Source organism: Streptosporangium nanhuense (assembly GCF_059358815.1).
The window spans coordinates 235,835-262,328 of the sequence record NZ_JCADBG010000010.1 but is presented as its reverse complement, the minus strand read 5'-3'; the positions used below and the strand labels follow the sequence as shown (position 1 = coordinate 262,328).

The 26,494-nt window shown below is 72.7% G+C and carries 20 protein-coding genes; 11 read left to right on the top strand and 9 right to left on the bottom strand.

Annotated features, from left to right (window positions below; translation table 11 throughout):
- Positions 1-57 precede the first annotated feature (57 nt).
- The 5 genes from AC5L38_RS21050 to AC5L38_RS21030 all read left to right on the top strand — a co-directional run bounded on the left by AC5L38_RS21050 (position 58) and on the right by AC5L38_RS21030 (position 8,257).
- Complete coding sequence (locus AC5L38_RS21050) at positions 58-627, top strand: hypothetical protein (protein ID WP_495244515.1); 570 nt, start codon at positions 58-60, stop codon at positions 625-627.
- Between the two features lie 338 nt (positions 628-965).
- Positions 966-3,503, top strand: coding sequence for a glutamate--cysteine ligase (locus AC5L38_RS21045; RefSeq protein ID WP_495244514.1), 2,538 nt, complete (start codon positions 966-968; stop codon positions 3,501-3,503).
- Between the two features lie 103 nt (positions 3,504-3,606).
- Positions 3,607-5,394 carry an N-acetylglutaminylglutamine amidotransferase gene (locus AC5L38_RS21040; RefSeq protein ID WP_495244513.1) on the top strand — a complete coding sequence of 596 codons (1,788 nt, stop codon included), beginning with the start codon at positions 3,607-3,609 and terminating at the stop codon, positions 5,392-5,394.
- Positions 5,394-7,598, top strand: coding sequence for a S9 family peptidase (locus AC5L38_RS21035; RefSeq protein ID WP_495244512.1), 2,205 nt, complete (start codon positions 5,394-5,396; stop codon positions 7,596-7,598). Before AC5L38_RS21040 ends, AC5L38_RS21035 begins: the two co-directional genes overlap by 1 nt.
- 44 nt (positions 7,599-7,642) lie before the next feature.
- Positions 7,643-8,257 carry a nucleotidyltransferase domain-containing protein gene (locus tag AC5L38_RS21030; RefSeq protein ID WP_495244511.1) on the top strand — a complete coding sequence of 205 codons (615 nt, stop codon included), beginning with the start codon at positions 7,643-7,645 and terminating at the stop codon, positions 8,255-8,257.
- Between the two features lie 89 nt (positions 8,258-8,346).
- Here AC5L38_RS21030 and AC5L38_RS21025 read toward each other — a convergent pair whose 3' ends face one another.
- A complete protein-coding gene (locus AC5L38_RS21025) occupies positions 8,347-9,258 on the bottom strand; it encodes a CPBP family intramembrane glutamic endopeptidase (RefSeq protein WP_495244510.1) in 912 nt (303 codons plus the stop codon).
- Positions 9,259-9,303: 45 nt separating this feature from the next.
- Here AC5L38_RS21025 and AC5L38_RS21020 point away from each other — a divergent pair, with 45 nt between their 5' ends.
- The gene (locus tag AC5L38_RS21020) at positions 9,304-9,933 is read left to right on the top strand and encodes a TetR/AcrR family transcriptional regulator (RefSeq protein ID WP_495244509.1); all 630 of its coding nucleotides are present in this window, start codon (positions 9,304-9,306) and stop codon (positions 9,931-9,933) included.
- Between the two features lie 7 nt (positions 9,934-9,940).
- On the opposite strand, the gene AC5L38_RS21015 is transcribed toward AC5L38_RS21020, so the two are convergent.
- From AC5L38_RS21015 to AC5L38_RS21005, 3 genes are all read right to left on the bottom strand, one after another.
- The gene (locus AC5L38_RS21015) at positions 9,941-11,185 is read right to left on the bottom strand and encodes an ROK family transcriptional regulator (protein WP_495244508.1); all 1,245 of its coding nucleotides are present in this window, start codon (positions 11,183-11,185) and stop codon (positions 9,941-9,943) included.
- Positions 11,186-11,417: 232 nt separating this feature from the next.
- Positions 11,418-12,203, bottom strand: coding sequence for an NAD-dependent epimerase/dehydratase family protein (locus tag AC5L38_RS21010; RefSeq protein WP_495244507.1), 786 nt, complete (start codon positions 12,201-12,203; stop codon positions 11,418-11,420).
- Position 12,204: 1 nt separating this feature from the next.
- Positions 12,205-12,981: an IclR family transcriptional regulator gene (locus tag AC5L38_RS21005; RefSeq protein WP_495244506.1), complete on the bottom strand. Its 777-nt coding sequence runs from the start codon at positions 12,979-12,981 to the stop codon at positions 12,205-12,207.
- Positions 12,982-13,100: 119 nt separating this feature from the next.
- Between AC5L38_RS21005 and AC5L38_RS21000 the strand changes: the two genes are divergently transcribed.
- A complete protein-coding gene (locus AC5L38_RS21000; RefSeq protein WP_495244505.1) occupies positions 13,101-14,204 on the top strand; it encodes a hypothetical protein in 1,104 nt (367 codons plus the stop codon).
- A gap of 92 nt (positions 14,205-14,296) precedes the next feature.
- On the opposite strand, the gene AC5L38_RS20995 is transcribed toward AC5L38_RS21000, so the two are convergent.
- The gene (locus AC5L38_RS20995; protein WP_495244504.1) at positions 14,297-14,941 is read right to left on the bottom strand and encodes a TetR/AcrR family transcriptional regulator; all 645 of its coding nucleotides are present in this window, start codon (positions 14,939-14,941) and stop codon (positions 14,297-14,299) included.
- 131 nt (positions 14,942-15,072) lie between these two features.
- Between AC5L38_RS20995 and AC5L38_RS20990 the strand changes: the two genes are divergently transcribed.
- Positions 15,073-16,047 carry an aldo/keto reductase gene (locus tag AC5L38_RS20990; RefSeq protein WP_495244503.1) on the top strand — a complete coding sequence of 325 codons (975 nt, stop codon included), beginning with the start codon at positions 15,073-15,075 and terminating at the stop codon, positions 16,045-16,047.
- Positions 16,048-16,190: 143 nt separating this feature from the next.
- Here the strand turns inward: AC5L38_RS20990 and AC5L38_RS20985 are convergent, their stop codons facing one another.
- The 3 genes from AC5L38_RS20985 to AC5L38_RS20975 form a co-directional block, all read right to left on the bottom strand.
- Positions 16,191-17,630: a dihydrolipoyl dehydrogenase family protein gene (locus AC5L38_RS20985; RefSeq protein WP_495244502.1), complete on the bottom strand. Its 1,440-nt coding sequence runs from the start codon at positions 17,628-17,630 to the stop codon at positions 16,191-16,193.
- A gap of 1 nt (position 17,631) precedes the next feature.
- The gene (locus AC5L38_RS20980) at positions 17,632-18,192 is read right to left on the bottom strand and encodes a hypothetical protein (RefSeq protein WP_495244501.1); all 561 of its coding nucleotides are present in this window, start codon (positions 18,190-18,192) and stop codon (positions 17,632-17,634) included.
- 384 nt (positions 18,193-18,576) lie between these two features.
- On the bottom strand, positions 18,577-18,939 hold the full coding sequence (locus AC5L38_RS20975) for a hypothetical protein (RefSeq protein WP_495244500.1): 363 nt from the start codon (positions 18,937-18,939) through the stop codon (positions 18,577-18,579).
- 96 nt (positions 18,940-19,035) lie between these two features.
- Here AC5L38_RS20975 and AC5L38_RS20970 point away from each other — a divergent pair, with 96 nt between their 5' ends.
- Complete coding sequence (locus AC5L38_RS20970) at positions 19,036-19,707, top strand: TetR/AcrR family transcriptional regulator (protein ID WP_495244499.1); 672 nt, start codon at positions 19,036-19,038, stop codon at positions 19,705-19,707.
- A gap of 545 nt (positions 19,708-20,252) precedes the next feature.
- Entirely contained in the window at positions 20,253-21,305 is a 1,053-nt protein-coding gene (locus AC5L38_RS20965; RefSeq protein WP_495244498.1) for a hypothetical protein, read from the top strand.
- 204 nt (positions 21,306-21,509) lie between these two features.
- Here AC5L38_RS20965 and AC5L38_RS20960 read toward each other — a convergent pair whose 3' ends face one another.
- A complete protein-coding gene (locus AC5L38_RS20960; RefSeq protein WP_495244497.1) occupies positions 21,510-23,132 on the bottom strand; it encodes a phospholipase D family protein in 1,623 nt (540 codons plus the stop codon).
- Positions 23,133-23,566: 434 nt separating this feature from the next.
- Between AC5L38_RS20960 and AC5L38_RS20955 the strand changes: the two genes are divergently transcribed.
- Positions 23,567-26,449 (top strand): carbohydrate-binding protein, encoded by a 2,883-nt coding sequence (locus AC5L38_RS20955; RefSeq protein WP_495244496.1) that lies wholly within the window; start codon positions 23,567-23,569, stop codon positions 26,447-26,449.
- The last annotated feature ends 45 nt before the right edge of the window (positions 26,450-26,494 follow it).

Below are 26,494 nucleotides of genomic sequence, written 5' to 3'. Positions count from 1 at the left end.
GAGCGGCGGGGCGAGGTACCGTCGTCTTATCGGATCCCGGTCATGAGGGGAGCCGCCATGCCAGACGATTCCGATCACGTGCTCGACTCCATCGACGGCGCCGTCGACGAATGGCTCGCCATGAGCGACGACTCGATGCGCTGGACGCCGCCGGAGAAGGCACGACCGAAGCCCCAGTTCGGCCTGCCGGTGCCGCCGCTGCCGCAGGTGCTGGAAGATCTCATCCAGGAGGTCGGCACCCGCCTCGGCCCGCCCGCCCAGGCCGTGGTCGACGCGTTCCGTCCCCTGGGGGAGGGGGTGGTCGACGCGGTCTCCACGTTCCTCGACAGCCCGCCCGTGCGGCAGCTCCTCGACCCGCCCGGCCCGTCGGGCGATCGTCCTGAGGCGCTGGGGATCCACGCCTTTCCCGACACGTTCGGGCCGCCTCCGCAGGACGCGCCCCGGCCGCCGCGCATGATCGAGCCGGGGCCGGACGAGGCCGAGCCGCTCCCCGGTCAGCCCTGTCCGCCGGGTCCGCCGGACTCGCTCGGCCCGTCTGGTCCGCCCGAGGTTTCCTCGCAGGAAGAGCGGCCGGACGCCGGGCCGCCGGGGCGCGACGAGCCCCCGGCCGGACGACCGTCCGCGTAGACCCCGGCCGCCGGGCCGGGCGTGCAGGCGTCACCCGGCCGAGGTCTCGCCCCGCCCGGAGACGGTCACGTCGAGTGTCGAGCCGGGTGCGAGGGGTCGCGTCTCCCGGGTGGAGTCCCGTCGCCGGTGATCGTCAATGTCCTGTTTCAGGACTTATCAGGAGATCTACCGGCCGGAAAAGGTGAGTCCTCGCGCCGGATGGGAAGCGGGTCTGTCCGGCATCAGGGAGCGCCCGCACGATCTCACTTTCTCCCAAAGTGGCCCGTGAAGTGCGGAACCCCTTTTTTCGGGCAAAGAATAAAAAACCCCATGAACCGGCGTACTTCAGGAGTGATGAAATGGCGGGTCTTGCGGGGCCGATCGCGGTCGGCGTCGAAGAGGAGTTCCACGTCGTCGATGTCGAGACCCGGCACCTCGTCCCACGAGCCGGTGTCCTGCTGGAGCAGCTGCCGGCCGAGCGTTTCACCCATGAGCTGCAGCGTTCGGTGGTCGAGGCCAACAGCAGGCCCTTCATGCATCTGGAGGACCTCGGGCACGACCTGACCGCGCTGCGCCGCACGGTGATCCAGGCGGCGGACGGCCTCGGCCTGGGAATCGTGGCGGCGGGCAGCGTGCCGCTGGTGGACCTGGAGGCGTTGAAGATCTCCCCGGATCCCCGCTACGAGCAGATGCTCGCCGACTACCAGCTGCTCACCCGCGAGCAGCTGATCTGCGGGACGCAGTTCCACGCCGACGTCGAGGACCGCGACCTGGCGGTGGCCGTCGCCCACCGCCTGGCCCCCTGGATCCCCCCGCTGCTCGCCCTGAGCTCCAGCTCGCCGTACTGGCTGGGATCCGACACCGGGTACGCCAGCTACCGCCCGCTGCTGTGGCAGCGCTGGCCCACCGCCGGTCCGGTGCCCAGGTTCGAGTCGGCCGCCGAGTACGACCAGGTGGTGCGCGACCTCGTCGCCTCCGGGGTGATCACCGACCCTGGAATGATCTACTTCGACATCCGGCCCTCGGCGCACCTGCCGACCATCGAGCTGCGGGTGTGCGACGCCTGCCCCCGCGTGGGCGACATCGTGCTGATCGCCGGGCTGTTCAGGGCGCTGGTGGCCAGGGAGCTGGAGGCGGCGCAGAGCGGGCCCGAGCGCACGGTCCGGCTGGAGATGGTCCGCGCGGCCTCGTGGCGGGCGTCGCGCTCCGGGCTGGAGGGCGATCTCGTCGACCCGGTCGAGGGCACCCCGGCCCCGGCCGGCGAGGTGATCCGGCGGATGATCAACGGCCTGCGCCCGCAGCTGGAGCAGTGCGGCGACTGGGAGCTCGTCACGTCCCTGGCCAGGGAGTCGCTGGCGCGGGGAAGCTCCTCGGCCCGCCAGCGCGAGGCCTACGCCCGCAGCGGCCGGCTGTCGGACGTGGTCGACCTCGTCATCGCCGAGACGAGGTCCGAGGAGTGGGAGACGGCCTTCGGCGGCCCGACGCCGAGGATGCACACCAGCCTCCTCGACGGCTACGAGGCCCCCGGGGACGAGGCGATCATCGAGGGCACGGTGCGCGAGTCCTACCAGCCGGTGCTGCGGGTCCTCGACCGCCTGGGCGTCGAAGGGCTGCGCGAACGGGAGGAGCAGCGCGACGCCTACCAGCGCCGCAACGGCATGACCTTCCAGGTGGAGGGCGGCGGCGAGAGCCGCATCTACCCGTTCGACCTGGTCCCCCGGCTGGTCCAGGCCGGCGAGTGGGCCGAGATCCAGCGGGCCCTGCCGCAGCGGGTGCGCGCGCTGGAGGCGTTCCTGCACGACGTCTACGACGGGCGCGAGATCATCAGGGACGGCACGATCCCCGCGTGGGTGGTCGACGAGTCCCCCGGTTACCGCAGGCCCGGCCGCAGGGTGCCGCAGGGCACCGTGCGCTGTGTCGTGGCCGGGCTGGACCTGGTCCGCGACAACGTCGGCCGCTGGGCGGTGCTGGAGGACAACCTGAGGGTGCCCTCGGGCCTCGGGTACGCCATGACCAACAGGCGGCTGATCGACGAGCTGATGCCGGAACTCGCCCCGGGAGCCGAGGTCGCCGACCCTGGGGAGGGCCTGCGGATGCTGCGGGAGGCACTGCTCGCGGCGGGCTCCGGCGATCCGTCGGCCCTCGCCGTGGTCTCGTCGGGGCCCCAGGACTCCGCCTTCTACGAGCACAGGATGCTCGCCGAGGAGCTGGGGGTGCCCCTGTCCGTGCCGTCCGACCTGTCCTTCAGGAACGGCCACCTGGAGATCGACGGGCGCAGGATCGAGGTGCTCTACCGCAGGATCGACGAGAGCGACCTGCTCGAAGGCCACCTCGGGCTGGAGATCATGGACGCCGTCGAGCGTTCCGCGCTCGTCCTGGCCAACGCGCCGGGCAACGGCGTCGCCGACGACAAGTGCGTGTACCGGTACGTGCCGCGCCTCATCAAGTACTACCTGAACGAGCGGCCCCTCATCGACAACGTCACCACCTACCTGTGCCGGGACGCCGAGGACCGGGAGCAGGTGCTCGACCGGCTCGCCGAGCTGGTCGTCAAGCCGGTGGACGGCTTCGGCGGGCAGGGCGTGGTCGTCGGCCCCGACGCCTCCGCCGAGGAGCTCGAACAGGTCAGGAAGACGATCCTCGCCGCGCCCGAGGGCTGGGTCGCCCAGGAGACGATCCGGCTGTCGACGCACCCGACCATCGACGGGGACCGGTTGAGCCCGCGCGTGGTCGACCTGCGGGCCTTCGTCTGCTTCGGCGAGACGGCGACGGTGCCGTCGACGGCGCTGACCCGCGTCGCCCCGGCCGGAAGCATGATCGTCAACTCCTCCCAGGGAGGCGGTTCCAAGGACACCTGGCTGTTGAAAGGGACCTCCGACGCGCGGCCCGGGCGATGAGCCCGGGCGTGGAGCGGTCGGCGAGAGGTTCGACGAGCAGGACGTGCGAGACGTGTGACCCGGGCGAAGGGCTCCGGCCCGAGCCGGTCACCGGGGGGTTTCGATGTGTGGTCTGAGCGGTGAGCTCCGGTTCGACGGCCGCCCGGCGGACGTCGCCGCCGTGGCCCGGATGAACGACGTGATGCACGACAGGGGACCGGACGGGACGGGCCTGTGGTCGCTGGGACCGGTCGCCCTCGGCCACCGGCGCCTGAGGATCATCGACCTGTCCGACCGGGGCGCCCAGCCGATGGTGGACAGCGACCTCGGCCTGGCGGGGGTCTTCAACGGATGCCTGTACAACTACCGCGAGCTGCGCGGGGAACTGGAGGGCCTGGGCTACCGCTTCTTCTCCACCTCCGACACCGAGGTGCTGGTCAAGTCCTTCCACCGCTGGGGGACCGGCTGCGTCGACCATTTCAAGGGCATGTTCGCCTTCGCGGTCGCCGAGCGCGACACCGGCCGGCTCACGCTCGGCCGCGACCGGCTGGGGATCAAGCCGCTGTACGTCACCCAGGACGCCGCGCGGCTGCGCTTCGCCTCCTCGCTGCCCGCGCTGCTCGCCGGGGGCGGGGTGGACACCGGCATCGACCGGGTGGCCCTGCACCACTACATGACGTTCCACTCGGTGGTGCCCGCCGAGCGCACCGTCCTGGCCGGGGTGCGCAAGCTTCCCCCGGCCACCGTACGCACCGTCGAGCCCGACGGGACCGTCACCGACCACCTCTACTGGCAGCCGCCCCACACCCGCTCGGCCCTGCCCGAGTACGCCGGGCTGACCCCGGACGAGTGGGTCGAGGTCGTGCTCGACCGGCTGCGGGCGGCCGTGCGCAGGCGCATGGTCGCGGACGTGCCCGTGGGCGTGCTGCTGTCGGGGGGCCTGGACTCCAGCCTGATCGTCGCGCTGCTGGCCGAGGAGGGGCAGAAGGGCCTGTCGACCTTCAGCATCGGGTTCTCCCCGGCGGGCGGGGAGCGGGGGGACGAGTTCGCCTACTCCGACCTGGTCGCCGGGGAGTTCGGCACCGACCACCAGCGCATCCTCATCGACGACGCCCGCCTGCTGCCCGCCCTGGAGCACGCGGTGCGGGCCATGAGCGAGCCGATGGTCAGCCACGACTGCGTCGCCTTCTACCTGCTGTCGGAGGAGGTCTCCAAGCGCGTCAAGGTCGTCCAGTCCGGCCAGGGCGCCGACGAGGTGTTCGCCGGGTACAGCTGGTACCCGCCGCTGGCCGGCGTGTCGCGCGAGGACGTCGCCGCCGCGTACGAGAGGGAGTTCTTCGACCGCTCGCACGGGACGCTGGGCGCGATCCTGTCGCCGGAGTACATGCCGGACGAGGACGTCAGCGGCGACTTCGTCCGGCGCCACCTCGCGCGGCCCGGCGCCGACACCGCGCTCGACGCGGCGCTGCGCCTGGACACGGGCGTCATGCTCGTCGACGACCCGGTCAAGCGCGTGGACAACATGACCATGGCCTTCGGGCTGGAGGCCAGGACCCCGTTCCTCGACCATGAGCTGGTCGAGCTGGCGGCGGCCTGCCCGCCCGAGCTCAAGCTCGCCTCCGGCGGCAAGGGGATCCTGAAGGACGCCGCCCGCAAGCTGCTGCCCGCCGAGATCATCGACCGGCCCAAGGGATACTTCCCGGTCCCGGCGATCAAGCACATCCACGGCCCGTTCCTGGAGCTCGTCAGGGACGCGCTGACCGGGCGGGCGGCCAGGTCGCGGGGCCTGTTCGACCAGACGTACGTCGACAAGCTGCTCGCGGCACCGGACGAGCATCGCACTACCCTGGGTGCCAACGCGTTGTGGCAACTCGGACTCCTGGAGCTGTGGTTGCAGGCACAAGGAGTTTGATGACCGAGATTCTTGGCGCCCGTTCTCGTCCGTCGATGGGTACGGGCCTGACCGCCTGGAGCTGCCGGGCGCCCGCGCTGGCGCCCGACCTGAGCGCCGTCGCCTTCATCGGCGACCGGGACGGCTCGCCGCGCGTCTGGATCCAGCCCCTCGGCGCGGAGCTGGAGGCCTGGCACCCGGGGCGGACCCCGCGGGCCCTCCAGGAGGATCCCCAGGAAGATCCTCGGGGTGGGGGGCCGGAGGCCTGGCCGGTCGACACGGGCCCCGAGCCCGCCGCCGACGTGAGCTGGTCCCCCGACGCCCGCCGGCTCGCCGTCCTCGTCGTACCGGGCGGCGGGGAGCACACGCAGGTCTGGACGGTGCGGCCCGACGGCGGCGACCTGCGCCCGCTGGCCGCGCCCGAGGGCGGATCGGCGTCGTTCGTGCGCTGGACCGGCCAGGGGGAGATCCTCCTCGTCGCGGAGGTCTCCTCGTCGGGCCGTACGGAGGCGGTGCTGATCGACGCGGCCTCGGGAAGCCGGGAGGTCATCGCGGGCGGGGCGCTCCTGCACCCGGCCTCGGTCAGCCGCGACCACCGGCGGATGCTGCTGCGCCGCGGCCCGCGCGGCGTGCGCCGGATGTACGTGGCCGATCTCCCGGCCCTGCCCGGCGACCCGGTTCCCGGCCTGTCCCATCCGGATGGCCTCGTCACCGGTCTCTCCCATCCGGGCGCTCTCGTCCCCGGCCTGTCCCATCCCGGAGATCTCGCCCCGGAGCCGCCCGGCGGGCTCCCCGCGAACCTCCCCGCCGACCTTCCCGTCGTGGTCCGCTTCGATCTGCCGCCCGGCGATCCCCATGACCTCTCGCCCGGCCTCCCCGCCGACGCTCCCGCCGGGATCCGCTTCGACCTTCCCGCGGGCGATCTCTCCGACGTCCCGCCGGGCCTGCCCGCGAGCCTTCCCGACGAGGCGGCGGGCGACCTTCCGGGCCACGGGGAGCGGCCGCTGCTGGCCGGGCTGACCGGCACGACCGACTACGGGATCCTCTCTCCCGACGGGACGACCGCCTACCTGCTGTCCGACGTCGGCCGCGACCGGGCGGCGCTGGTCGCGGTGGGCGAGGACGGGGCGGCGACCGTGCTGGCCGAGCGCGCCGACGCCGAGCTGGACCAGTTCGCGCTGAGCGCCGACGGCAGTCTCGCCGTCCTGGTGTGGAACGACTCCGGCCGCTCGGAGCTGGAGGTGGTCGAGACGGCCACCGGCCGGACGCGCCCGCTCCCGCCCCTGCCCGCCGAGGTGGTGTCCTCGATCAGGGTGTCCCTGGACGGCAGCCTCGCCGTCCTGGCGGCCGAGGCGCCCGGCCACCCCTCCCACGTGCTGCTCTGCGACCTGGCGACCGGCGGCTACCGGCGGATCGCGGGCTCGGGGCCGATCCCCGGCGCGGCCGGCGCGGAGCTGGTGCGCTTCCAGGCGGGCGACGGCATGGAGCTGACCGGCTGGCTCTACCGCGTCCCCGGCGCCCGCGGCCCGGCGCCCTTCGTCGTCTACCTGCACGGCGGCCCCGAGAGCCAGGAGAGGCCCACCTTCAACCCGCTGTTCCAGAACCTGCTGGCCGCCGGGATCGGGGTGCTCGCGCCCAACATCCGCGGCTCGTCGGGATTCGGGCGGGCCTTCCGCAACGCCGACAACCACGCCCTCCGCTTCGACGCGATCAACGACGTCGCCGACTGCGCCCTGGAGCTGGCGCGGGCGGGCATCGCCGACCCGGCCAGGATCGCCTGCATGGGACGCTCGTACGGCGGCTACATGACGCTGGCCGCCCTCGTCACCCACCCGCGCCTGTTCCGCGCCGGGGTCGACGTCTGCGGCATGGCCGACTTCGAGACCTTCTACGAGCGGACCGAGCCGTGGATCGCCGCGGCGGCCGTCAGCGAGTACGGCCACCCCGTCGCCGACCGCGACCTGCTGCGGGCCCTGTCGCCCCTGCACTCCTTCGACCGGCTCGCCGCCCCGCTGCTGGTCGTGCACGGCGCCCGCGACACCAACGTCCCCCTGTACGAGGCCGAGCAGGTGCTCCAGGCCGCGCGGGCCCGCGAGGTGCCCTGCGAGCTCCTGCTGTTCGAGGACGAGGGGCACGAGATCCGGCAGATCGCCAACCGGGTGACCTTCGTCAAGAACGTCGTCGAATGGCTCAGATGGCACCTGGCGGTCCCCGACCCGGCGTGACGCCTCGCTTCCCCGCCCGGCTCGGCTCGGCGACAATGGCGGTCATGCCGCGTACGGAGACACCGTGGGGACCGTGGGAACCGGCTTCGCTCGCCGAGGTCGTCGAGCTGTTCGGCGGGCTGCAGACCCCCTGGTGGATCGGTGGCGGGTACGCGATCCAGCTGGAGGTCGGCCACGCCTACCGCGAGCACGCGGACATCGACGTGGGTCTCCTGCGCCGTGACCAGGCCGCCGCGCGCGCTCTGCTCGCGGGATGGGACTGCTGGGCCGCCGACCCGGCGGGCACGCTGCGCCCGTGGCCGCCGGACGAGATCCTTCCCGCCCGCGTCCACGACATCTGGGTCCGCGAGGACCCCGAGGGGCCGTGGCGGATCCAGCTGATGCTCGACGAGGCCGACGGTGACGACTGGGTCTACCGGCGAGATGCGCGGATCCGCCGCCCGCTGGCGTCGTTCACGGTCGCCGAGGACGGCTTCTCGCGGATCGCGCCGGAGATCCAGCTCCTGTACAAGGCCAAGGGGCGGCGCCCCAAGGACGAGCGCGACTTCACCGAGGTCCTGCCCCGGCTGGACGGGGCGCGGAGGGCCTGGCTGGACGAGGCCCTGGCCGTCGAGCACGGCCCCCACCCCTGGCGCGAGCGGCTCCGCCCCCGGGGATGAGGGCGATCTCGGTGACGACGGCGGCATGGGCCATTGGGTGATCGGTTGTGAGTCCGTGCCGGGAGGTGGCGGCCGCTACGGCGGGTTCATCAGAACGGGACGGCGTTGATCGCGCCGTGGATGATGAGGATGGGCCACATCATCCGGTACCGGCTCCACAGGTAGCCGAGGAACAGGCCCTGCACCCCCTGGTGGACGAGGACCGAGGCGAGATCGGTGAGAAGGTGGCCGGTGCCGTGGATGCCGATGTGCCAGGCCGCGAAGAGCACACTGGCCAGCACGATGGCCGGCCAGCGGCCGATGAGGTGCTCCCACCGGCTCTGGAGCCAGCGTCGGTAGAAGACCTCTTCGAGCAGGGCGTTGACGGCGAAGACCACGATCACGGCGATCAGCAGCGTGACGGGGTCGAAGCCGGCCGTCCAGTCGCCTCCGCCGGCGGGCCGGGCGAGCGGGCCGATGTGGGCCAGGACGAGCCAGGCCGCGACCGGCACCACCGGCCCGTAACGGCGCCAGGCCGTGGGCCGCTCGCGCACCGCTTCCCGGGGAGCGGCGCCGTGTTCCCGAGGAGCGGTGCCGTGGCGTGACAGGCGGAACAACAGTGCCGGTACGGCCAGCAGCAGGACGAGTTTCAACATGGTGTGTGCCGGCTCGGCGTCGTGGCCGCTGCCCGTCACCAGCCGCAGCGCCACCGCGAACAGCACGGCCGAGGCCAGCAGGACACCCGCCTGCCAGCGAAGTTCTCGCGTCGCCGGTGCGTCGTTCACAGGGGTCGCCCGCGGTGGCGACGGCATCAGCCGTGTGAGGACCAGTCCGGCGAGGACGGGGATCCAGATGTGCCACATGGGCCTGGTGCCGGCATGGTCGGCCGTGTAGCGGATCTCGCCGGCGGTGTTCAGCGCCAGCCACAGCGCCGACCCCAAGATCATGGCCAGGCCGGCGATCAGCACGCCCACGCCCAGCGTCGGGTGGTGGGGCGTTCGCCCCAGCGTTTTTTTCAGCACACTTGTACTTTATAAGAGATAGTACGAGCGTGCGATGATAGGGACATGCCGAAGATCGTCGACCACGAGCAGCGGCGCGACGAGCTCGTCCGCGCCGTGTGGGAGGTCATCAGCCGGGAGGGCATCGAGGGCGCCACGGTCCGCAAGGTCGCCGAGGCGGCGGAGGTCTCGGCCAGCGGGCTGCGCCACTACTTCGACAACCAGCGCGGCCTGCTCGTCTTCGCAGCGCACGCGATCGGCAGAGCCGTCGCCGCACGCGTCGCCGGGCACCTGAACGCGGTCCTGCCGGGCCTGGAGCGTGCCCAGCTCATGCTCGAGGAATTCCTTCCGCTGGACGACAACCGCCGCGTCGAGGTGGATGTGTGGCTGGCGTGTCTGGTGCGCTCGCACGTCGACGAGTCGATGGCGGAGCTGCGCGGCTCCGCGTGGGCGGGCGAGCGCCACATCTGCCGCCTCGCGGTCGCTTTCTGCCACGACATGCCGCTGCCGGAGGCCGGACAGGAGTTCGCCGACGCCGACGTGGAACGCCAGGCCGTGCGGCTTCACGTGTTCATGGACGGCCTCACGCTGCAGACGGCGACCTACCCGTACAACTTCACCCCGCAGAGCATTCGCGCGATCGTCCGCGAAGAGCTGCGTCTGCTGACCGAGGCACGGGGATCCCAGCGGAGGTAAGGGCCGGTCACCGCGGAGCGGGGTGTGCCCTCCCGGCCCCGGCCCGGCCGACGCCTTGGGCGAGGACCTCCAGGGGGTTGGCCAGCACCTCGGAGAAGGCGAGTTCGGCCGCGCCGGTCAGGGTGGCGTCGTCGCCGAGGGCCGAGGTGCGCAGCCGTACCCGCTCCCGGGAGATCACCAGCACGTTGGCCTCGACCCGGCTGTGGACCTGGGCCGCCGAGCCCTGGTAGACCTCGCGCAGCATCCCGCCGAAGATCACCAGGCCGGGGTTGAAGAGGTTGATCAGGTTCGCCACCCCGATGCCGAGCCAGTCGCCGATCCGGCGCAGCGCGTCCACGGCCGCGACGTCCCCGCGCCCGGCGGCGTCCACCACGGCCCGCACACCCTCGCGCCCCGACAGCTCGGCGGAGCGGCCTGCGGCGTCGATCAGCGCCTGCTCGCCGACCTCCGCCTCCAGGCAGCCGCGCGAGCCGCACCCGCAGGGCCGCCCGTTGTACGGGTTCACCATCATGTGCCCGAGCTCGCAGCCGTACCCGCCGTCGCCGTCGAGCAGCTTGCCGCCGACGATGATCCCGCCGCCCACGCCGACGTCCCCGTGCAGGTAGACCAGGTTCTGGAAGCCGACGCCCACCCCGCGCTCGTGCTCGGCCAGCGCGCCCAGATGCGCCTCGTTGCCCACCGCCACCGGGAGCCCGAGCCCCAGCCGGTGGCCGAGCTCGGTGCCGAAGGCCTGGTCCACCCAGCCCATGTTCGGCCCGAAGCGCACCATCCCGTCACCGGGCCGGATCATGCCGCAGTAGGCCGCGCCGACCCCGACGCACACCGCGTCCGGGGGTGCCTCGAGGTACATCTCGCGGGCGAATCCGGCGAGGGTCCCGACCACGTCGTCGAGGTCGGCCCCGGCGCGCGGCCTGACCGCCTCCCTGCGGTCCAGGACCGCCCCGCCCAGCCCGACCCTGGCGGCGACCAGCCGGTCCACCCGGACGTCGAAGGCGATCGCGTAGACCCGGTCGGACTCCGGCCGGACCACCAGCGACGGCCGGCCCGCCCTGCCGGTGTCCCCGGGAAGCTCCTCGCGGACCAGCCCCGCCGAGGCGAGCTCCCCGGTCAGCCCCATGATCGTGCTGCGGTTCAGGCCCATCCGGCCGGCCAGTTCCGTACGGGAGAGCGGGCCGGCCAGGTGCACGTGCCGGAGCAGAGCGCCAAGGTTGCGCTGGCGGATCTCCTCCTGGGACCGACCGGCTTTCAGCATCGTGAGGATCCTGACGACTCGGGGCTTGCCATCGTTGCGCGCCGCGACGGCGGGGACGGGCGGCCACGCCGACCGGCGGCACTGGAACCGATCCTGTCACACCGTGGGAACACCGGCCGGTGGCCGCGGGAGTATTTCTCCGTCGCCCCGGCGGATGCGCCCTCCCGCGACGGAGGCCGCCCACCGTCGCGGGCCCGGCCGTCCGCGGGGAGTGCGCGGTGAGAAGCGGGCGTCACCAGAAGACACCGAGTTCACGTTCGCAGAACACGCCCCCCACCAAGTTGTGGACCGGATCGGCGAGGTCGGGCTCGCCGGACTCGGCCAGCAGCCGAGGGGCGTGGACCTCGGCGTCGTCGCGCGGGGCGTACCCGAGGGCGCGAGCCGCGTCGAGCGACCACCAGCGGCGGGTGTTCGCCGAGACGCCCCACACGAGGTGGAAGCCCCGGGCGGTGAGGGAGGCCTCGACCAGCCGGGCGCAGTCGTCGTACGACAGCCAGGTCGACAGTGCCCGGAGGTCGCGGGGCCGCTCGGCGCACGAGCCCAGCCGGATCACCACGACGTCCATCGCGAACCGGTCGTGGTACAGACTGCCGAGCGCCTCCATCGCGGCCTTGCTGAAGCCGTAGTAGCTGTCCGGCCTGGGGGAGAGGCCGTCGGGGGCGTCCGGGCGGGGGTGGAACCCGGCCGCGTGGTGGCTGCCGACGAGCACGACCTGCCGGACGTCCGCCCGGCGGGCCGCCTCCAGGAGCACCTGCGTGCCGTGGACGTTGACACGCAGGATGTCGGCCCACGGATGCTCGCGGCTCAGCCCGCCCAGGTGGACGACCGCGTCGACGCCGTCCATCGCCGCGGCCATCGCGCTCTCGTCGGTCAGGTCGGCGAGGATCGTCTCCTCGCCGGCCCGAGGGTCCGCGGTCGGGACGACGTCGGCGAGCCGCAGCACCCGGCCGGGCCGGGCGAGCCGCGGCCGGAGCGCGGTCGCCACCGCGCCGGCCGCGCCGGTGAGAAGGATCCGCACGTCAGACCGCCTCCTGCCGGAAGAGCCGGCCGATCTGGCGAGCCGCTTCGCCGAGCACCGTCACGATCTGCGCGTGGTGCGCCTCGTCGAGCCGGACCAGCGGGACGGACGCGCTGATCGCGTCGGTCACCGGCGAGGCGTGGGGGAGCGGCACCGCGACGCAGCCCAGGCCGGGGGTGTTCTGCTCCTTCTCGTCCGCGTAGCCGCGCAGCCGGGCGTCCTCCAGTTCCCGCAGCAGGTCCTGGCGGCTGGTCACGGTGTGCTTGGTCAGCGGTGCGAGGACGTCGGGGATGTGACTCTCACCGTCGTCGCGCCTGGACAGGACCGCGCGGCCCAGCGCGGTCGCCCAGGCGGGCTGCCTGCGGCCCACGCGGGAGGTGAAGCGCAGGTGGTGCAGGGACTCGCGGCTGGCGAGGTACACCACGTCGGACCCGTCGAGGCGGGCCAGGTGGACGGTCTCGTTGATCTCGGCGCGGACCTGCTCCAGCACCACCGCCGCCGCCCGGACGACGGGGTCGCGGTCCAGGTAGGAGGTGCCGACCAGCAGGGCCCGCACGCCGATGGAGTACGTCACGCCGCGCCGGTCGGTCTCCGCCCAGCCCCTGCCGATCAGGGTCCGCAGCAGCATGTAGAGACTCGACTTCGGGTAGTTGAGATCCCGTTGGAGCTCGGTGAGCGTGACCGGCCGTTCGGCGCGGGCCAGTGCCTCGAGCAACTCGATCGTCCGGTCGGCCGATTTGACGGGAGGTCTTTCGGGCGGATTCTCACCTGCTGACAAATCACACCCCTCACCGGCCCGGCTGTCAGATCTGTTGACAGCGTTGTGAGTGATTTTTACAGTTGCGACACGCTGTTCACAACCTGGACCAGGGTTTACATATGTGAATGGAATGGTGGATGCATGAGGTCCCGCCGGTGACCACAAAAGTGATCTACGCCTACCCCTGGGACGTCGTCGGGGACCCCGCCGCCGCCGAACGCCTCGCCCGGCTCGGCGCGGACACGGTGGCGCTGGCCGCCTCGTACCACTCGGTGCGGGCGGTCACCCCGTTCCACCCCGCCCACCGGCTCGTCGAGGCCCGGCCCGCCCTCTACGTCCCCGTCCGTACGGGCTCCTGGGGCAGGCTCGTCCCCGCCGCCCCCACCTGGACGGCCCCCGACGCGTTCGTCCGGGCCGCGGACGCGCTGCGCGCGGCGGGGCTCGCCGTCCACGCCTGGACCATACTCACCCACAACTCCCACCTCGGGACGGCCCACCCGTCCCTGGCCGTCCGGAACGCCTTCGGCGACCGTTACCCCTACGCCCTGTGCCCGTCCCATCCCGACGTCGTCGACTACTGCCGGACCCTGGTCCGGGAGATCGCCGAACTCGGCGCCCCCGACGGGTTCGTCCTCGAGGCCTGCGGCCCGCTCGGCGTCCGCCACGCCGGCACGCACGAGAAGACCGAGGGGGCCGACTGGACCGCGGCCCAGCTCGACCTTCTGTCCCTGTGCTTCTGCGCGGCCTGTGCCCCGCGCTACCCGGCGGGAACCCGCGAGCGGGTCCGGGCCGGAGTCGACACGGCCTCCCCGTCGGTCGAGGCCGCCCTCGGCGACCTCGCCCCCGCCGTCCGGGAGCTGCGCGAGGGCCTCGGCAGGGAACTGCGGGGCGCGTTGCGGCCGGAGGCGGCCGGCCTGCCGGTCACCCTGCACGCCAGCCCCGACCACTGGGCCGCGGGCGCCTTCAGCCAGGTCTCCGCGGCCCCGGCCGCCGACGTCCTCGTCGCCGGCTGCTGGGACGACCCCGCCTCCGGCGCCGACCGCCTCCGAAGGCTTCGCGCCCTGGCCGCCCCGGGCACTCGCGTCGGCGCGTCCGTCCTCGCCCTGCCGCCTGCCACCCTGACTCCGGAGACCCTGGCCGCCTACCGCTCGGCCGGAGCCGACGAGATCCACGTCTACCACGCGGGCCTGGCCTCCCGATCCCGTCTGGCCGCGATCGCCGACGCCCTGCGCTCTTTCTGATCCGGGGCCGGCCGCACCGCGGGCCGCCTCCGGCCGTCGGGGGCGGCCTCGCCGTTCCTCCCGGAGCCGCCGACGCCTCGGGGCTCGCCGTGTCAGGGAGAGTCGTGGTCCCGCGAGCCCCGCAGGCGCAGGAGGTGGCCGGTGAGGTGGTCGCGGGCGACGGTGACGGCGCGGGCGGCGATGCCGTCGACGTCCTGGGGCGGGCGGGAGTCCCTCGGGAGCAGGGTGGCGTAGCCGTGCGCGGTGGACAGGTGGACGTAGGCGAGGTCGGCGGTGTCGGCCCAGGAGGCGTCCTCGGGCAGGACCGCCGAGGTCAGGGCCATCAGGACGTCCGTGAGGCGACGGCTCTGCTCCTGGACGACCGGGCGGTGGGCGGCGGCGAAGTCATGGGAGTGGATGAGGTCCAGACCGGCGCGCCGCTCCAGCGCGTAGCGGGTGTAGGCCCCCGCGGTGGCGGCGAGCCGGTCGACCGGGTCGGGCCCCGCCAGCTCGGCCGCCTGAACGAGGACGTCGGTGAGCGCGGAGGTGAGGGCCGCCGCGCAGGCGGCCAGCAGGGCCTCGCGATCGGGGAAGTGGCGGTAGGGCGCGGCCGACGACACGCCCGCGCGAACGGCGACCTTGGCCACGGAGAAGCCCGCGACGCCCGTCTCGGCCAGGAGCGCGATGCCCTCGCTGATCAACCTGGCCCGCAGGTCGCCGTGGTGGTAACCGCGTCGCGGTGTCGTGGGACTGCTCACGGCGAACGATTCTCCCCCCTTCCTGATGTTAGAGTAGTCTTACATTGATGTAAGAGCACTCTAACATCGACCATGAACGCAGGCCGGAGCCCGTTTCGCGAGAAGGGGCCCGGCCGCGGGGAGAGGGCATCATGCGGCAGCGAAACCTCGGACAGCAGGGCCTGACGGTGTCGGCACTGGGTTACGGCGCGATGGGGATCTCCCTGGCGTACGGGCCCTCCGACGAGAAGGAGGGGGCCGCGACGATCCGCCGGGCCCACGACCTGGGGGTGACGTTCTTCGACACGGCCGAGTTGTACGGGCAGGGCGAGAACGAGCGGATCGTCGGGGCCGCGCTCGCGCCGGTCCGGGACGAGGTCGTCATCGCCACCAAGTTCGGGTTCGACTTCACCGGCACCCGGAAGAGCGGTGTCGACAGCCGTCCCGAGCACATCCGCGAGGTCGTCGACAACAGCCTGCGCCACCTCGGCGTCGACGTCATCGACGTGCTCTACCAGCACCGCGTCGACCCCGACGTGCCGATCGAGGACGTGGCCGGGACGGTCGGGGAGTTCATCGACGCCGGCAAGGTCCGCTACTTCGGCCTGAGCGAGGCGGGGGAGAACACCATCCGCCGCGCGCACGCCGTCCGGCCCGTCTCGGTCCTGCAGACCGAGTACTCCCTGTTCGAACGCGACGTCGAGACGCTCTTCCCCGTCCTGCGCGAGCTCGGGATCGGGTTCGTCCCCTACTCGCCGCTCGGCAGGGGTTTCCTCACCGGCCAGGCCAAGCCCGGCGCCGAGTACGACCCCGGCGACATGCGCAGCTGGGACGCCCGCTTCCAGCCAGGCAACTACGAGAAGAACGTCGAGGCCACCCGCGGGCTCGCCGAGCTGGCCGCCACCAAGGACGCCACCGTGGCCCAGCTCGCCCTGGCCTGGCTTCTCGCCCAGGGCGACGACATCGTCCCCATCCCCGGCACCCGCAGCCCCCGGCGCCTGGAGGAGAACGTCGCGGCCGTCGATCTCACCCTCGACGACACCGATCTCAAGCGCGTCGCCGAGATCCTCCCGGACGGCGGCTTCGGCGCCCGCTACCCCGAGGGCATGCTCCCCACCTGGGACTGACGCGTCTCGGACGTCCACGTCGCGAAGGGTGCGGAACCGGCTCGTGTTCTCCAGCCGGACGCCGGCGGGGGTGGCCGCCGGCGCACGCCGCGCCCGGCGGGCCGTCCCCGCCGGGGAGGCGGCACCGGCGCCTTACCGGGCGGTCAGCGGCCGTACGCCTCCAGCAGCCGCAGCCACACCTCGCTGACCGTGGGGAACGCCGGAACCGCGTGCCACAGCCGGTCCAGCGGGACCTCGCCGACGACCGCGATCGTCGCGGCGTGCAGCAGTTCCGCGACGTCCGGGCCGACGAGCGTGAAACCGACGATCACTTTCCGGTCCTCGTCGACGACCATGCGGGCGTGCCCCCGGTAGCCGTCGGCGTGCAGGGCGGACCCGGCGACGGCGCCCAGGTCGTAGTCGACGACGCGGATCCGTGTCCCCGCGGCTTCGGCCGCGGCCGCGGTCAGCCCCACCGACGCGATCTCCGGTTCGGTGAAGACCACCTGGGGCACCGCGCGCTCGTCGGCCGTGGCCGCGTGCCGGCCCCAGCGGCCGTCCTCGACCACCTCGCCCCGCGCCCGCGCCACGATGACGTCGCCGACCGCGCGGGCCTGGTACTTGCCCTGATGGGTCAGCAGCACCCGCCGGTTGACGTCGCCGGCGGCGTACAGCCACCCGCCACCGATCGGCGTCCCGTCCTCCCCGAGCACGCGCAGCGTGTCGTCCACCGTGAGCCAGGCGCCCGGCGTCAGGCCGACGGCGCCGAGGCCGATGTCCTGGGTGTTCGGTGTCCGGCCGACCGCCACCAGAACCTCGTCGGCCTCGACCCGCTCGCCGTCGGTCGTCGTGATGCGCACCGTTCCGGCCTCGTCGCGGTGCACCGACGCGGCCTCCGCGCCGAGGCGTACCGACACACCGGCCTCCCGCAACGACTCGGTGACCCGCTCGCCGGCGAACGGCTCGGCCGACGGCAGCACGCCGTCACGGACCAGCATCGTCACCGAGGACCCCAGGGCGGCGAAGGCGGTCGCCATCTCCGACGCCACCACGCCACCGCCGATGACCGCGAGCCGGCCGGGGACCGCGCTCGCGGCGGCCGCCTCCCGGCTGGTCCACGGCGTGGCCTCGCGCAGGCCGGGAACGTCCGGCAGCAGCGCGCCGCTCCCGGTCGCGACGACCACCGCGTGCCGGGCCGTCAACGTGACCGGGACGCCGTCGTCGCCGGTCACCTCGACCACGTTCGCGGACACGATCCGGCCCTGACCACGGTGCAGGGCGATCCCGGCCGAATCGAGCCAGGCGGCCTGACCGTCGTCCTTCCAGTGCGAGGCGAAGGAGTCCCTGCGGCCCAGCACCGCGGCCGCGTCGAGACCGCCGGTCACCGCCTCGCGCGCTCCCGGCAACATGCGCGCCGCCCGCAACGCCGCCGCGCTGCGCAGCAACGCCTTGGTCGGCATGCAGGCCCAGTAGGAGCACTCCCCGCCGACGAGCTCGCGCTCGACGACGGCGGCGCTCAGCCCGCCCCGCACCACCCGGTCGGCGATGTTCTCCCCGACCGGTCCGGCCCCGAGGACGACGACGTCGTAGGTGTGGCCGCCCATGTCACTTCCCCTTCGCGGCGCGGCCGAGACGGAGGGCCGAGATGAGGAAGAAGATGCCGCCGGGGATGGCGTAGCCGGCCGCGTTGGTCAGCGTCGGGTCGGGCGCGGAGGCGCCGAGGATGAACGACGAACCGGCGAGCACGGAGATGCCGCCGCTGATGATCATCGGCCACTGGCCGCCCATCTTGCGGCGGGTGACACCCACGATCAGCTGGACCAGTCCGGCCACGACCGCCCAGGCGCCCCACACGCGCAGCACCGCCGGGATACCGGACGCGCAGGCGATGCCCACGCCGACGGCGGTGATCAGACTGACCGCGACGTTCACGTACAGCAGGGCGGGTGATCCGGTGCCGCGTGTCGCTCGGGCGTCGACGATGGCGGCGGCCACGTCGAACAGCGGGTAGAGCACGAGCAGGGTGACCGCGACCGGACCCAGCGTCGAGGCGGTCGTGAGCATCACGAGGGCCCAGACGATGGCGAACACGAACCGGACGAAGTACAGCCGCCGCAGTGCGGACGCGGTCCCGGAGATATCAGGTGAGGCGGCGATGGTGCTCATGATGTTCCTTTCAGTGGAGCCGAGCGAGGACCGGGAAGGCCGGGGCCGGTGCCGCGGACGCCGGGACCGCCGCCGACAGGCCGGCCGCGAGTGAACGCGGCTGTACTGATGGGCGGCGGCGCGGTGCGTACGTGCATCCACGGGCCACCGGAACGGCTCTCTCGCAAGACCGAACGTTCTATCGCGACACAGCATGGCAACCTGTGCCACGGTCTGTCAAGACCGAACGTTCTACTCACTGACATGGAGGTGTGTGGCCGGCCGAAGGCCGGACGTGGAGCCGTCGCGCCACCGTGGAACACGCGCCCGGCGAGGGCGGCGACTCACGACACTGCCGAGGCCGAGCGCATACGTTGTCCGATGATTGAACTCATGCGTTCATTTTCAGTGGGTGGCTTCGCGTCGGGAGGGGAGGAACCAGGCCGCGATCCCGACGGCGATCGCCGGCCCGGCGATGACGGCGGAGGCGGTGAAGGCGGAGGCGGTGAAGGCCCGCGACACCCCGGCGGCGACGTCCTGCCCGCCGCCGGCGAACGCGGTCAGCGGCACCGCCGGCACGAGCGAGCCGCCCAGGGCGGCCGCCGGCAGGCCGAGGTCGTTCTGCGGGTCCGGCAGGGCGACCGTCACGATGGTGCCGTCGAGCTGCAGCATGAACTCGCAGCCGACGATCGCGGCGAGCGGCAGGCCCGGAGCCCTGGCGGGCGAGACCCCGCCCGGGGAGTCGCCGGTGTTGACATTGGTGGCCATGCGCTCCTCCGTTCGTTACTCAGGTGGCCATTGTTTTGAACTCATGAGCTCAGGTTGGCAAGCGGAATGCGGCGACCGCTGCGGTAATCTCAGACCGTGACCACCACCGAACGCGCGATGCCGGGCAGGGGGCGGATCGACAAGCGCACGGCTATCCTGGACGCCGCCGTGAAGGTCTTCTCCCAGGAGGGCTACGCCCAGACGAACATCGACGCGATCGCGAGCCTCGCGGGGGTCGCCAAGCCCACCGTCTACAACCACTTCCACGACAAGGAGACCCTGTTCCGCACGGTCATGCGCGACAGCGCCGACCGGTCGACGGCCAGGATCACCGCCGCGTTCGCCACCCTCCCCGACGACGGCGCCGACCTCGCCGGCGAGCTGGAGAGGGTGGGCCACCTCATGGTCGAGTGCCAGCTCAGCGAGGAGGGCTGGGCGCTGCAGCGGCTGCTGTACGCCGAGGCCGCGCGCCTGCCCGACCTCTACGACGAGGTGGTCGCCCGAGCCGGCACGCCCGCGCTGAACGTCCTCGCCGGCCGGTTGGCGGGCCTGGCCAACCGGGGTCACCTGGAGATCGACGACCCGCGGGTCGCGGCGGGCCAGTTCATGGCCCTCGTCGCGGGCAACCTTCCCGCGCTGTCCGCGCTGGGCACCCGCCCGGTCGGTCCCGACGTCCTCGCCGCCGCGGTCCGCGACGGCGTGAACACCTTCCTGCGCGCCTTCGCCGCCCCCGCCAGGCGTCGCTCTCCCCGCCCCCGCGAGTCCTGACTCCGGTCCGTACGCGGTGTCCGCCCCTTACCGGTCAGGCCGATTTTTCGCCGTATTTATTTATCTTTGCGGCCTGCTGCTGATAACGGATCGGTAAGACCGTACTGTCATGGGCCGCATACAGTGTGTGATTTTGCCAGGGTGGGGAGGCCAGACGCGACACGGGAGGCGAGATGCACGGTGAGCACGATCGGACTCACGGCCACGGCCTCAAGGCGAGACCCCGGGGGCGCATGCCGTACGGCGACCCGCCGCTCCCGCGACCCGCCGGATCCCCCGGCCCCGCCGCACCTCCGGAGCCGGCCGGACCACCGCGACCCGTACGCCTTCCCGAGCCCTCGGGGTCTTCGGGGCACCCGGAGTACCCAGGGCACCCGGAGCGCCCGGAGCCTTCGCGACCCGGACCGTCCCCGGAGTCCCGGACGCCCACGAGGCCGGCGCTGCCCCCGGTGCCCGGCGAGGGCGAGGGGGAGGGCGAGGGGGTGCCGGCGCCTCGCGGGCCCGCGAGGCATCGGAGGGGCGAGGGAGCGGGCGACGCGCACGACATGGACGGCGCGGTCGACATGGAAGACTCGTACGGCGCGGTCGGCGCGTACGGCGCGTACGGCGCGGACGACGCGAATGACATGGACGGCGCGGTCACCCGTCCGATGGTCCGGCGCTCCTGGACCTACCTCGACAGCAGGCCGTTCTCCATGCCGCCGCCCCCCAGTCCGTGGCGGCGGCCGTGGTCGCGCCTCTCGCGCGACCAGCTCGTCAGGCCTGCCCTGATCGCGGGCTTCCTCGCCGCCGCGGGGGTCGGCGTCTGGTCGTCCGGCTGGTCCCCGTGGGATCGGGTGCCCGTCGCCGACACGTCGCCCGCGTCTCCGGGGGGACGCCTCCTCGCGGGGCGCGACATGGTGATCGCACCCTCGCGGGCCCCCGTGGTGGCCGGGGCGGACGCGAAGACCCCGGCGGGCAAGGGGAAGCCCGGGGACGAGAAGGGCGGGAAGGGGAGGGTCCCCGGGCGTGATCCGGTGCGGGTGCTCCCGGCGGAACGGGCCCTGTCCGGCGCCGGAGACATCCGGGACGAGTGGGTCGAGCGGGTGGAGCGCGCCGAACCCGTCAAGAAGCCGGTCGAGCGGTCCGGACGGCACCGCGAGGGCGGAGGCTCCACCCGGGCCGGTGCCGGGAAGGCCGGGGCCGGGGGGACGGCGGGCACCGGGTCGCGCACGGGAGCCGCCACGCCGGAGACCGGTGCCGGGCGGGCGAACGGCTCCGGACACGAGAACGCGCGGGGGACCGGCGGGGCCGGGCGAGGTGGGGGGAGCGCCAGGACGTCGGGACGGTCCCGCTCCGGGACGCAGGGCTCCGGGGCGCAGGGTTCCGGGGCGCAGGGTTCCGGGGCGCAGGGTTCCGGAGCACAGGAGGGAGGGGCGCGGTCCCGGGCGGAGAGGAAGGGCACGCCCTCGGCCTCCAGGAACAGGCCACCGGCCACCGGGAGCGCCACGGGCATCAGCGCCGCCTACGCCTGCCGCCACCTGCCCTCCGGTGACTGGCGTTACGCCTACTGCGTAAGGGTCTGGAACGACTACAAGACCAGGAACGGCCTGCCCTAGGCCCTGGTCCCAGGCAGTCCTGGGCGCGGTGACCACGGGCCGCCGACCCGGGGACGGCAGGCAGGAGCCGGAGCCCGCCCCACCGTCGTGCGAGCCGGGCGCGAGCGACCCCGGCCGTGATCCCGGCCGTACGGGGCCGGTGCCTCCGTGAGCCCGGTGGAGACGACTCCGGCTGTGAATCCGCCGTCCGAGGGCCGTACGAGATCAGTATCTTCCGGCGCGGCGCATGGCGCAGGGGCGGCCGTCGGGGTCGCAGAGGAAGCGGTAGAACGGGGTGGCCCAGGCGGTGGCCAACGGGGACATCCGCGACACCTCGTAGGTGCGGAGCCGTCCGGGCGGGCGGGGGCCCCGGCGGCCCTCGGCGTACCAGCGTTCCAGTTCCGCCGCCGAGGAGGCGAAGGCGTCGAAGAAGGAGGCGGGGTCGAGCAGGTCCGCGTCGGAGCCGTCGTGCCGGTCGAGGTGCTCGCGGGCGAGGGTGAGGCGCAGGTCCCTGGGCAGGCGGCGGGCGCCGTCGCCGAGCCCTCCGGGGTCGAGGGGCTCGCGGCCGTCGGGGGTCTCGTCGAGCACCGCGCAGGTCAGCTCGGAGTCGTAGGTCCAGGAGCGCCGGTTGAAGTTGTCGGAGCCGATGGTCGACCACACGTCGTCGATGACGCAGACCTTGGCGTGGACGTACACCGGGGTGCCCTCCCGGTTCTCGACCCCGTAGACCGCGACGCGGTCGCCGCCCGCGCGCTTCAGGACGTCCAGCGCCTGGTTGCGGCCCAGGATCTGCGGGACGCCGCCGATCAGGCCGTCCTGGTCGGGGTGGAGCGGCAGGACACTGATCATCCTCAGCTCCGGGTTGGCCTTCAGCGCCTCGGCGAAGGACTCGGCGACCTGGGGCGACCACAGGTACTGGTCCTCGATGTAGATCAGGCTGCGGGCGCGGCGCAGGGCCTTGAGGTAGCCGCGGGCCACGCTGCGCTCCCCGCGCGGCGCGAAGGAGTAGCTGGTCCTGCGGTGGGCGTAGGTGCGCAGGAGCTGTACGGCGTGCGGGCCGCAGGGCGGCGGGTCTGGCGGCTGCGGGGGCAGCGGGTCCGGCTGGGTGTCCTCGCGCCGGACCAGGTCGGCGACGCGGTGCACGGGGTTGCGGGTCAGCGGCTGGGGGTCCTCCCAGCGCTCCCTGAAGACGGTCTCGACGTCGCCGACGGCCGGTCCCTGGATCGCGGCCTGCACGTCGTGCCAGGGCGGGCGGCTGCCGTACACCTTGGCCATGGACATGGCCTGCGCGTCGCCCTCGTGGGAGGAGTCGTCGCGGCGGCTCCAGCACAGGTCGATGCCGCCGACGAACGCGATGTCGCGCCGGGGGTCGTCGCGGTGGCGCAGCACCACGAGCTTCTGGTGGTGCGAGCCGCCCATGGGGACGCGCATGTCGCGCAGGCACTCCCCGCCCGCCTCCTCGATGGCGTCGCCGAGGTGGCGGTTCTCCTCCGCGCTGAAGAAGAGTTTGTCCCAGTGCGAGCGCCACAGGAGACCCTTGACCACGACGCCGCGCCTGGCGGCCTCGGCGAACACGTCGGCGACCTCCGTACCGGGGCCGTCCAGCCTCTCCCCGGGGTCGCCGCGCCAGTCGGTGAACATCAGCAGGTCCCCCGAGCGCAGCTCGCGGACGCGGGCGAGCAGCTCGGTGAAGTAGGGCGCGCCGTGCGGGATGGGTCGCACGGTGTTGCCGTGCGACCAGGCGGTCCCGTCTTCGTGCCGGGTGTCGATCCGGGACGCCGGGTTGCCGCGCTCCTCGCGGTCGAGAAACCAGTTGTCTTCGGTCACCATGCCCGATCTACCCAGCATTTGCCTGTTTTCACTCGTCGAGGTGGAACGATCACCCCTCTGCCTCCGCTCGTCCCCTCGTCCCTGACTCGCCGCTCGGCCCGTCGCTCCGGCCGCCGCCCCACGGGCCCCGGGAACGCGAGCGCGGAACTCCCGGCGCCTGCGGCGCTCCCGCATCAGGGGACTGACCTGGGAAGCCCTGACAGGGGGTTTACACGAAGTTGCCTGCGTGTTAAAAATCTGTAACTCGCACATCGAGTCGCGAAAAAAACAGACTGTTGGCTTTCATCGGTCTGTCCCGGAGACGGCACCCTCCGGGACCGCGCGCACCATCCGCACCACCGCACGAACGAACCCGGCATCATCCGGTAGCGCGTGACAGCGCCTCCGGAGGCATAAGCGCGGCGGCGCGCGCCTTGCCTGACTGATCCTCCCAAGTCAGGAAAGGACCCTCAATGTCCCCACGCCCTCGGCCGTGGGCCAGGCTGCTGACCGCAGCCCTGCTCATCACCACCGGCGCCGTGGCCACCGGCCCGGCAGCCTCCGCGGCCACCGGATCGACGGCCTCCGCGGCCGCCGGATCGGCCACCGGCGCGGCGGCCCGCGCGATGGCCGACATCCCGGCCTCCGACTACCAGCAGGTCTCCCTGGCCACCGGCCCGAGCGAGCTCGGCGAGGCCATGTCGCTGACGGTGCTGCCCGACAGGTCGATCCTGCACACGGCGCGCGACGGCACGATCCGCCGTACGACCGCCGCCGGAGACACCGCGAACGTCGTCAAGCTGAACGTCTACACACACGACGAGGAGGGTCTGCAGGGCATCGCCGCCGACCCGAACTTCGCCACCAACCGCTACGTGTACGTGTACTACTCGCCGAGGCTCTCCACCCCCGACGGTGACGCGCCCACCAGCGGCAGCTCGTCGACCTTCGACGCGTGGAAGGGACACCTGAACCTGTCCCGCTTCACCCTCAAGTCCGACAACACGATCGACGTCTCCAGCGAGAAGGTCGTCCTGCAGGTCGCCAACGACCGCGGCCAGTGCTGCCACGTGGGCGGTGACATCGACTTCGACGCGGCCGGGAACCTCTACCTGACCACGGGTGACGACACCAACCCGTTCGAGTCGAACTCCTACACCCCCATCGACGAGCGCACCGACCGCAACCCGCAGTTCGACGCGCAGCGCTCCTCGGGCAACACCAACGACCTGCGCGGCAAGGTGCTGCGCATCAAGCCGCAGGCCGACGGCACCTACACCATCCCCAGCGGGAACATGTTCGCCCCGGGCACGGCCAAGACCCGTCCCGAGATCTACGCGATGGGCTTCCGCAACCCGTTCCGGATGTCGGTCGACAAGGCCACCGGCATCGTCTACCTGGGTGACTACGGCCCGGACGCCGGCGGCGCCGACTCCAACCGCGGCCCCGGCGGCCAGGTGGAGTTCAACCGCATCACGGCCCCGGGCAACTACGGCTGGCCGTACTGCACCGGCACCAACACCACGGCCGAGACCTACAACGAGTACACGTTCCCGTCCGGCCCGTCCTCGGCGAAGTACAACTGCGCCGGCGGCCCGACGAACAACTCGTTCCGCAACACGGGCCTGACCACGCTGCCCGCGGCCAAGCCGAGCTGGATCCGCTACGGCGGCGAGGCCGGTTCCCCGCCGGAGTTCGGCGGCGGCTCCGAGTCGCCGATGGGCGGCCCGGTCTACCGCTACGACGCGAACCTGAACTCGTCCATCAAGTTCCCCGCCTCGCTCAACGGCCGCTACTTCGCCGCCGAGTACGGCCGCCGCTGGATCAAGGCCATCGAGGTCACCTCCTCCGGCGCGCCCGGCGTGATCGAGGCCTTCCCGTGGACCGGCACCCAGGTCATGGACCTGACCTTCGGCCCCGACGGCGCCCTGTACGTGCTCGACTACGGCACCGGCTCCGGCAACCAGGCCCTCTACCGGGTCGAGTACATCGCCGGGACCAACCGCAACCCGATCGCCAAGGCCGCCGCGAACAAGACCTCCGGGCCCGCCCCGCTGGCCGTCACCTTCTCCTCGGCCGGCAGCTCCGACCCCGAGGGCGGCGCGCTGACCTACTCCTGGAACTTCGGCAACGGCGCGACCTCCACCGCGGCCAACCCCACCTACACCTACACGGCCAACGGCACCTACACCGCCACGCTGACCGTCAGGGACTCCGCCGGGCTGACCGGCACCGCCAACGTGACCGTCACGGTCGGCAACACAGCGCCCACGGTGAACTTCGCCCAGCCCGTCAACGGGCAGCTGTTCTCCTTCGGCGACACGGTGCCCTACCAGGTCAACGTGAGCGACCCCGAGGACGGGACCATCGACTGCACCAAGGTCAAGGTCACCTACCTCCTCGGCCACGACAGCCACGCGCACGAGATCACCAGCAAGAACGGCTGCTCGGGAAGCATCACGGTCCCGACCGACGGTGAGCACGACAGCGCCGCGAACATCTACGGTGTCTTCGTCGCCAGCTACACCGACAAGGGTGGCCTGACCAGCCAGAACACCCGCACCCTGCAGCCTCGCCACCGCCAGGCCGAGCACTTCGGCGCCCAGTCCGGCGTCCAGATCGCCGAGCACGGTCCCGCCGAGGGCGCCAAGACGGCCGGGTTCATCGACAACGGCGACTGGATCTCCTTCACGCCTTACGCGCTCGGCAACGCCACCTCCATCACCGCCCGCGTCTCCTCCGGCGGTGTCGGCGGAACGCTGGAGGTGAGGGCGGGGTCGGCCACCGGCACGCTCCTGGGCACGGTCACCGTGCCGGTCACCGGCGGCTGGGAGAACTTCCAGAACGTCTCGGCCAACCTGAGCAACGCGCCCTCGGGCACCACCACGCTGTTCCTGGTGTTCAAGGGGGTCACGGGTCAGGGCAACCTCTTCGACCTGGACGCCTTCACCCTGAACACCAGCGGGAGCGGCACAAGCACGACGGTCGAGGGGGAGGCCTACACCTCCAACTCCGGCGTGCAGCCGGCCGCCCACGCCGGGGCCAGCGGCGGTACCACCATGGGCTACATCGACAACGGCGACTGGGCCGGGTATTCCACTCTGACCGCGTCGGGGGCGAAGACCTTCAGCGCGCGCGTCTCCTCGGGCGGTCCCGGCGGCACCATCCAGATCCGCGCGGGCTCGCAGACCGGGACGGTGCTCGGCTCGGTGGCCGTGCCCAACACCGGCAGCTGGGACACCTTCCAGAACGTCTCCGCCAACCTCACCGGGACGGGCTCGGGATCGATCTTCCTCACCTTCACCGGCGGCTCCGGCGCGCTGCTGGACGTCGACACCCTCACCATCACCAAGTAGCGACGGATCCCCGGCGCGGCGCCCTCCCGCCACGCCGGGGATCCG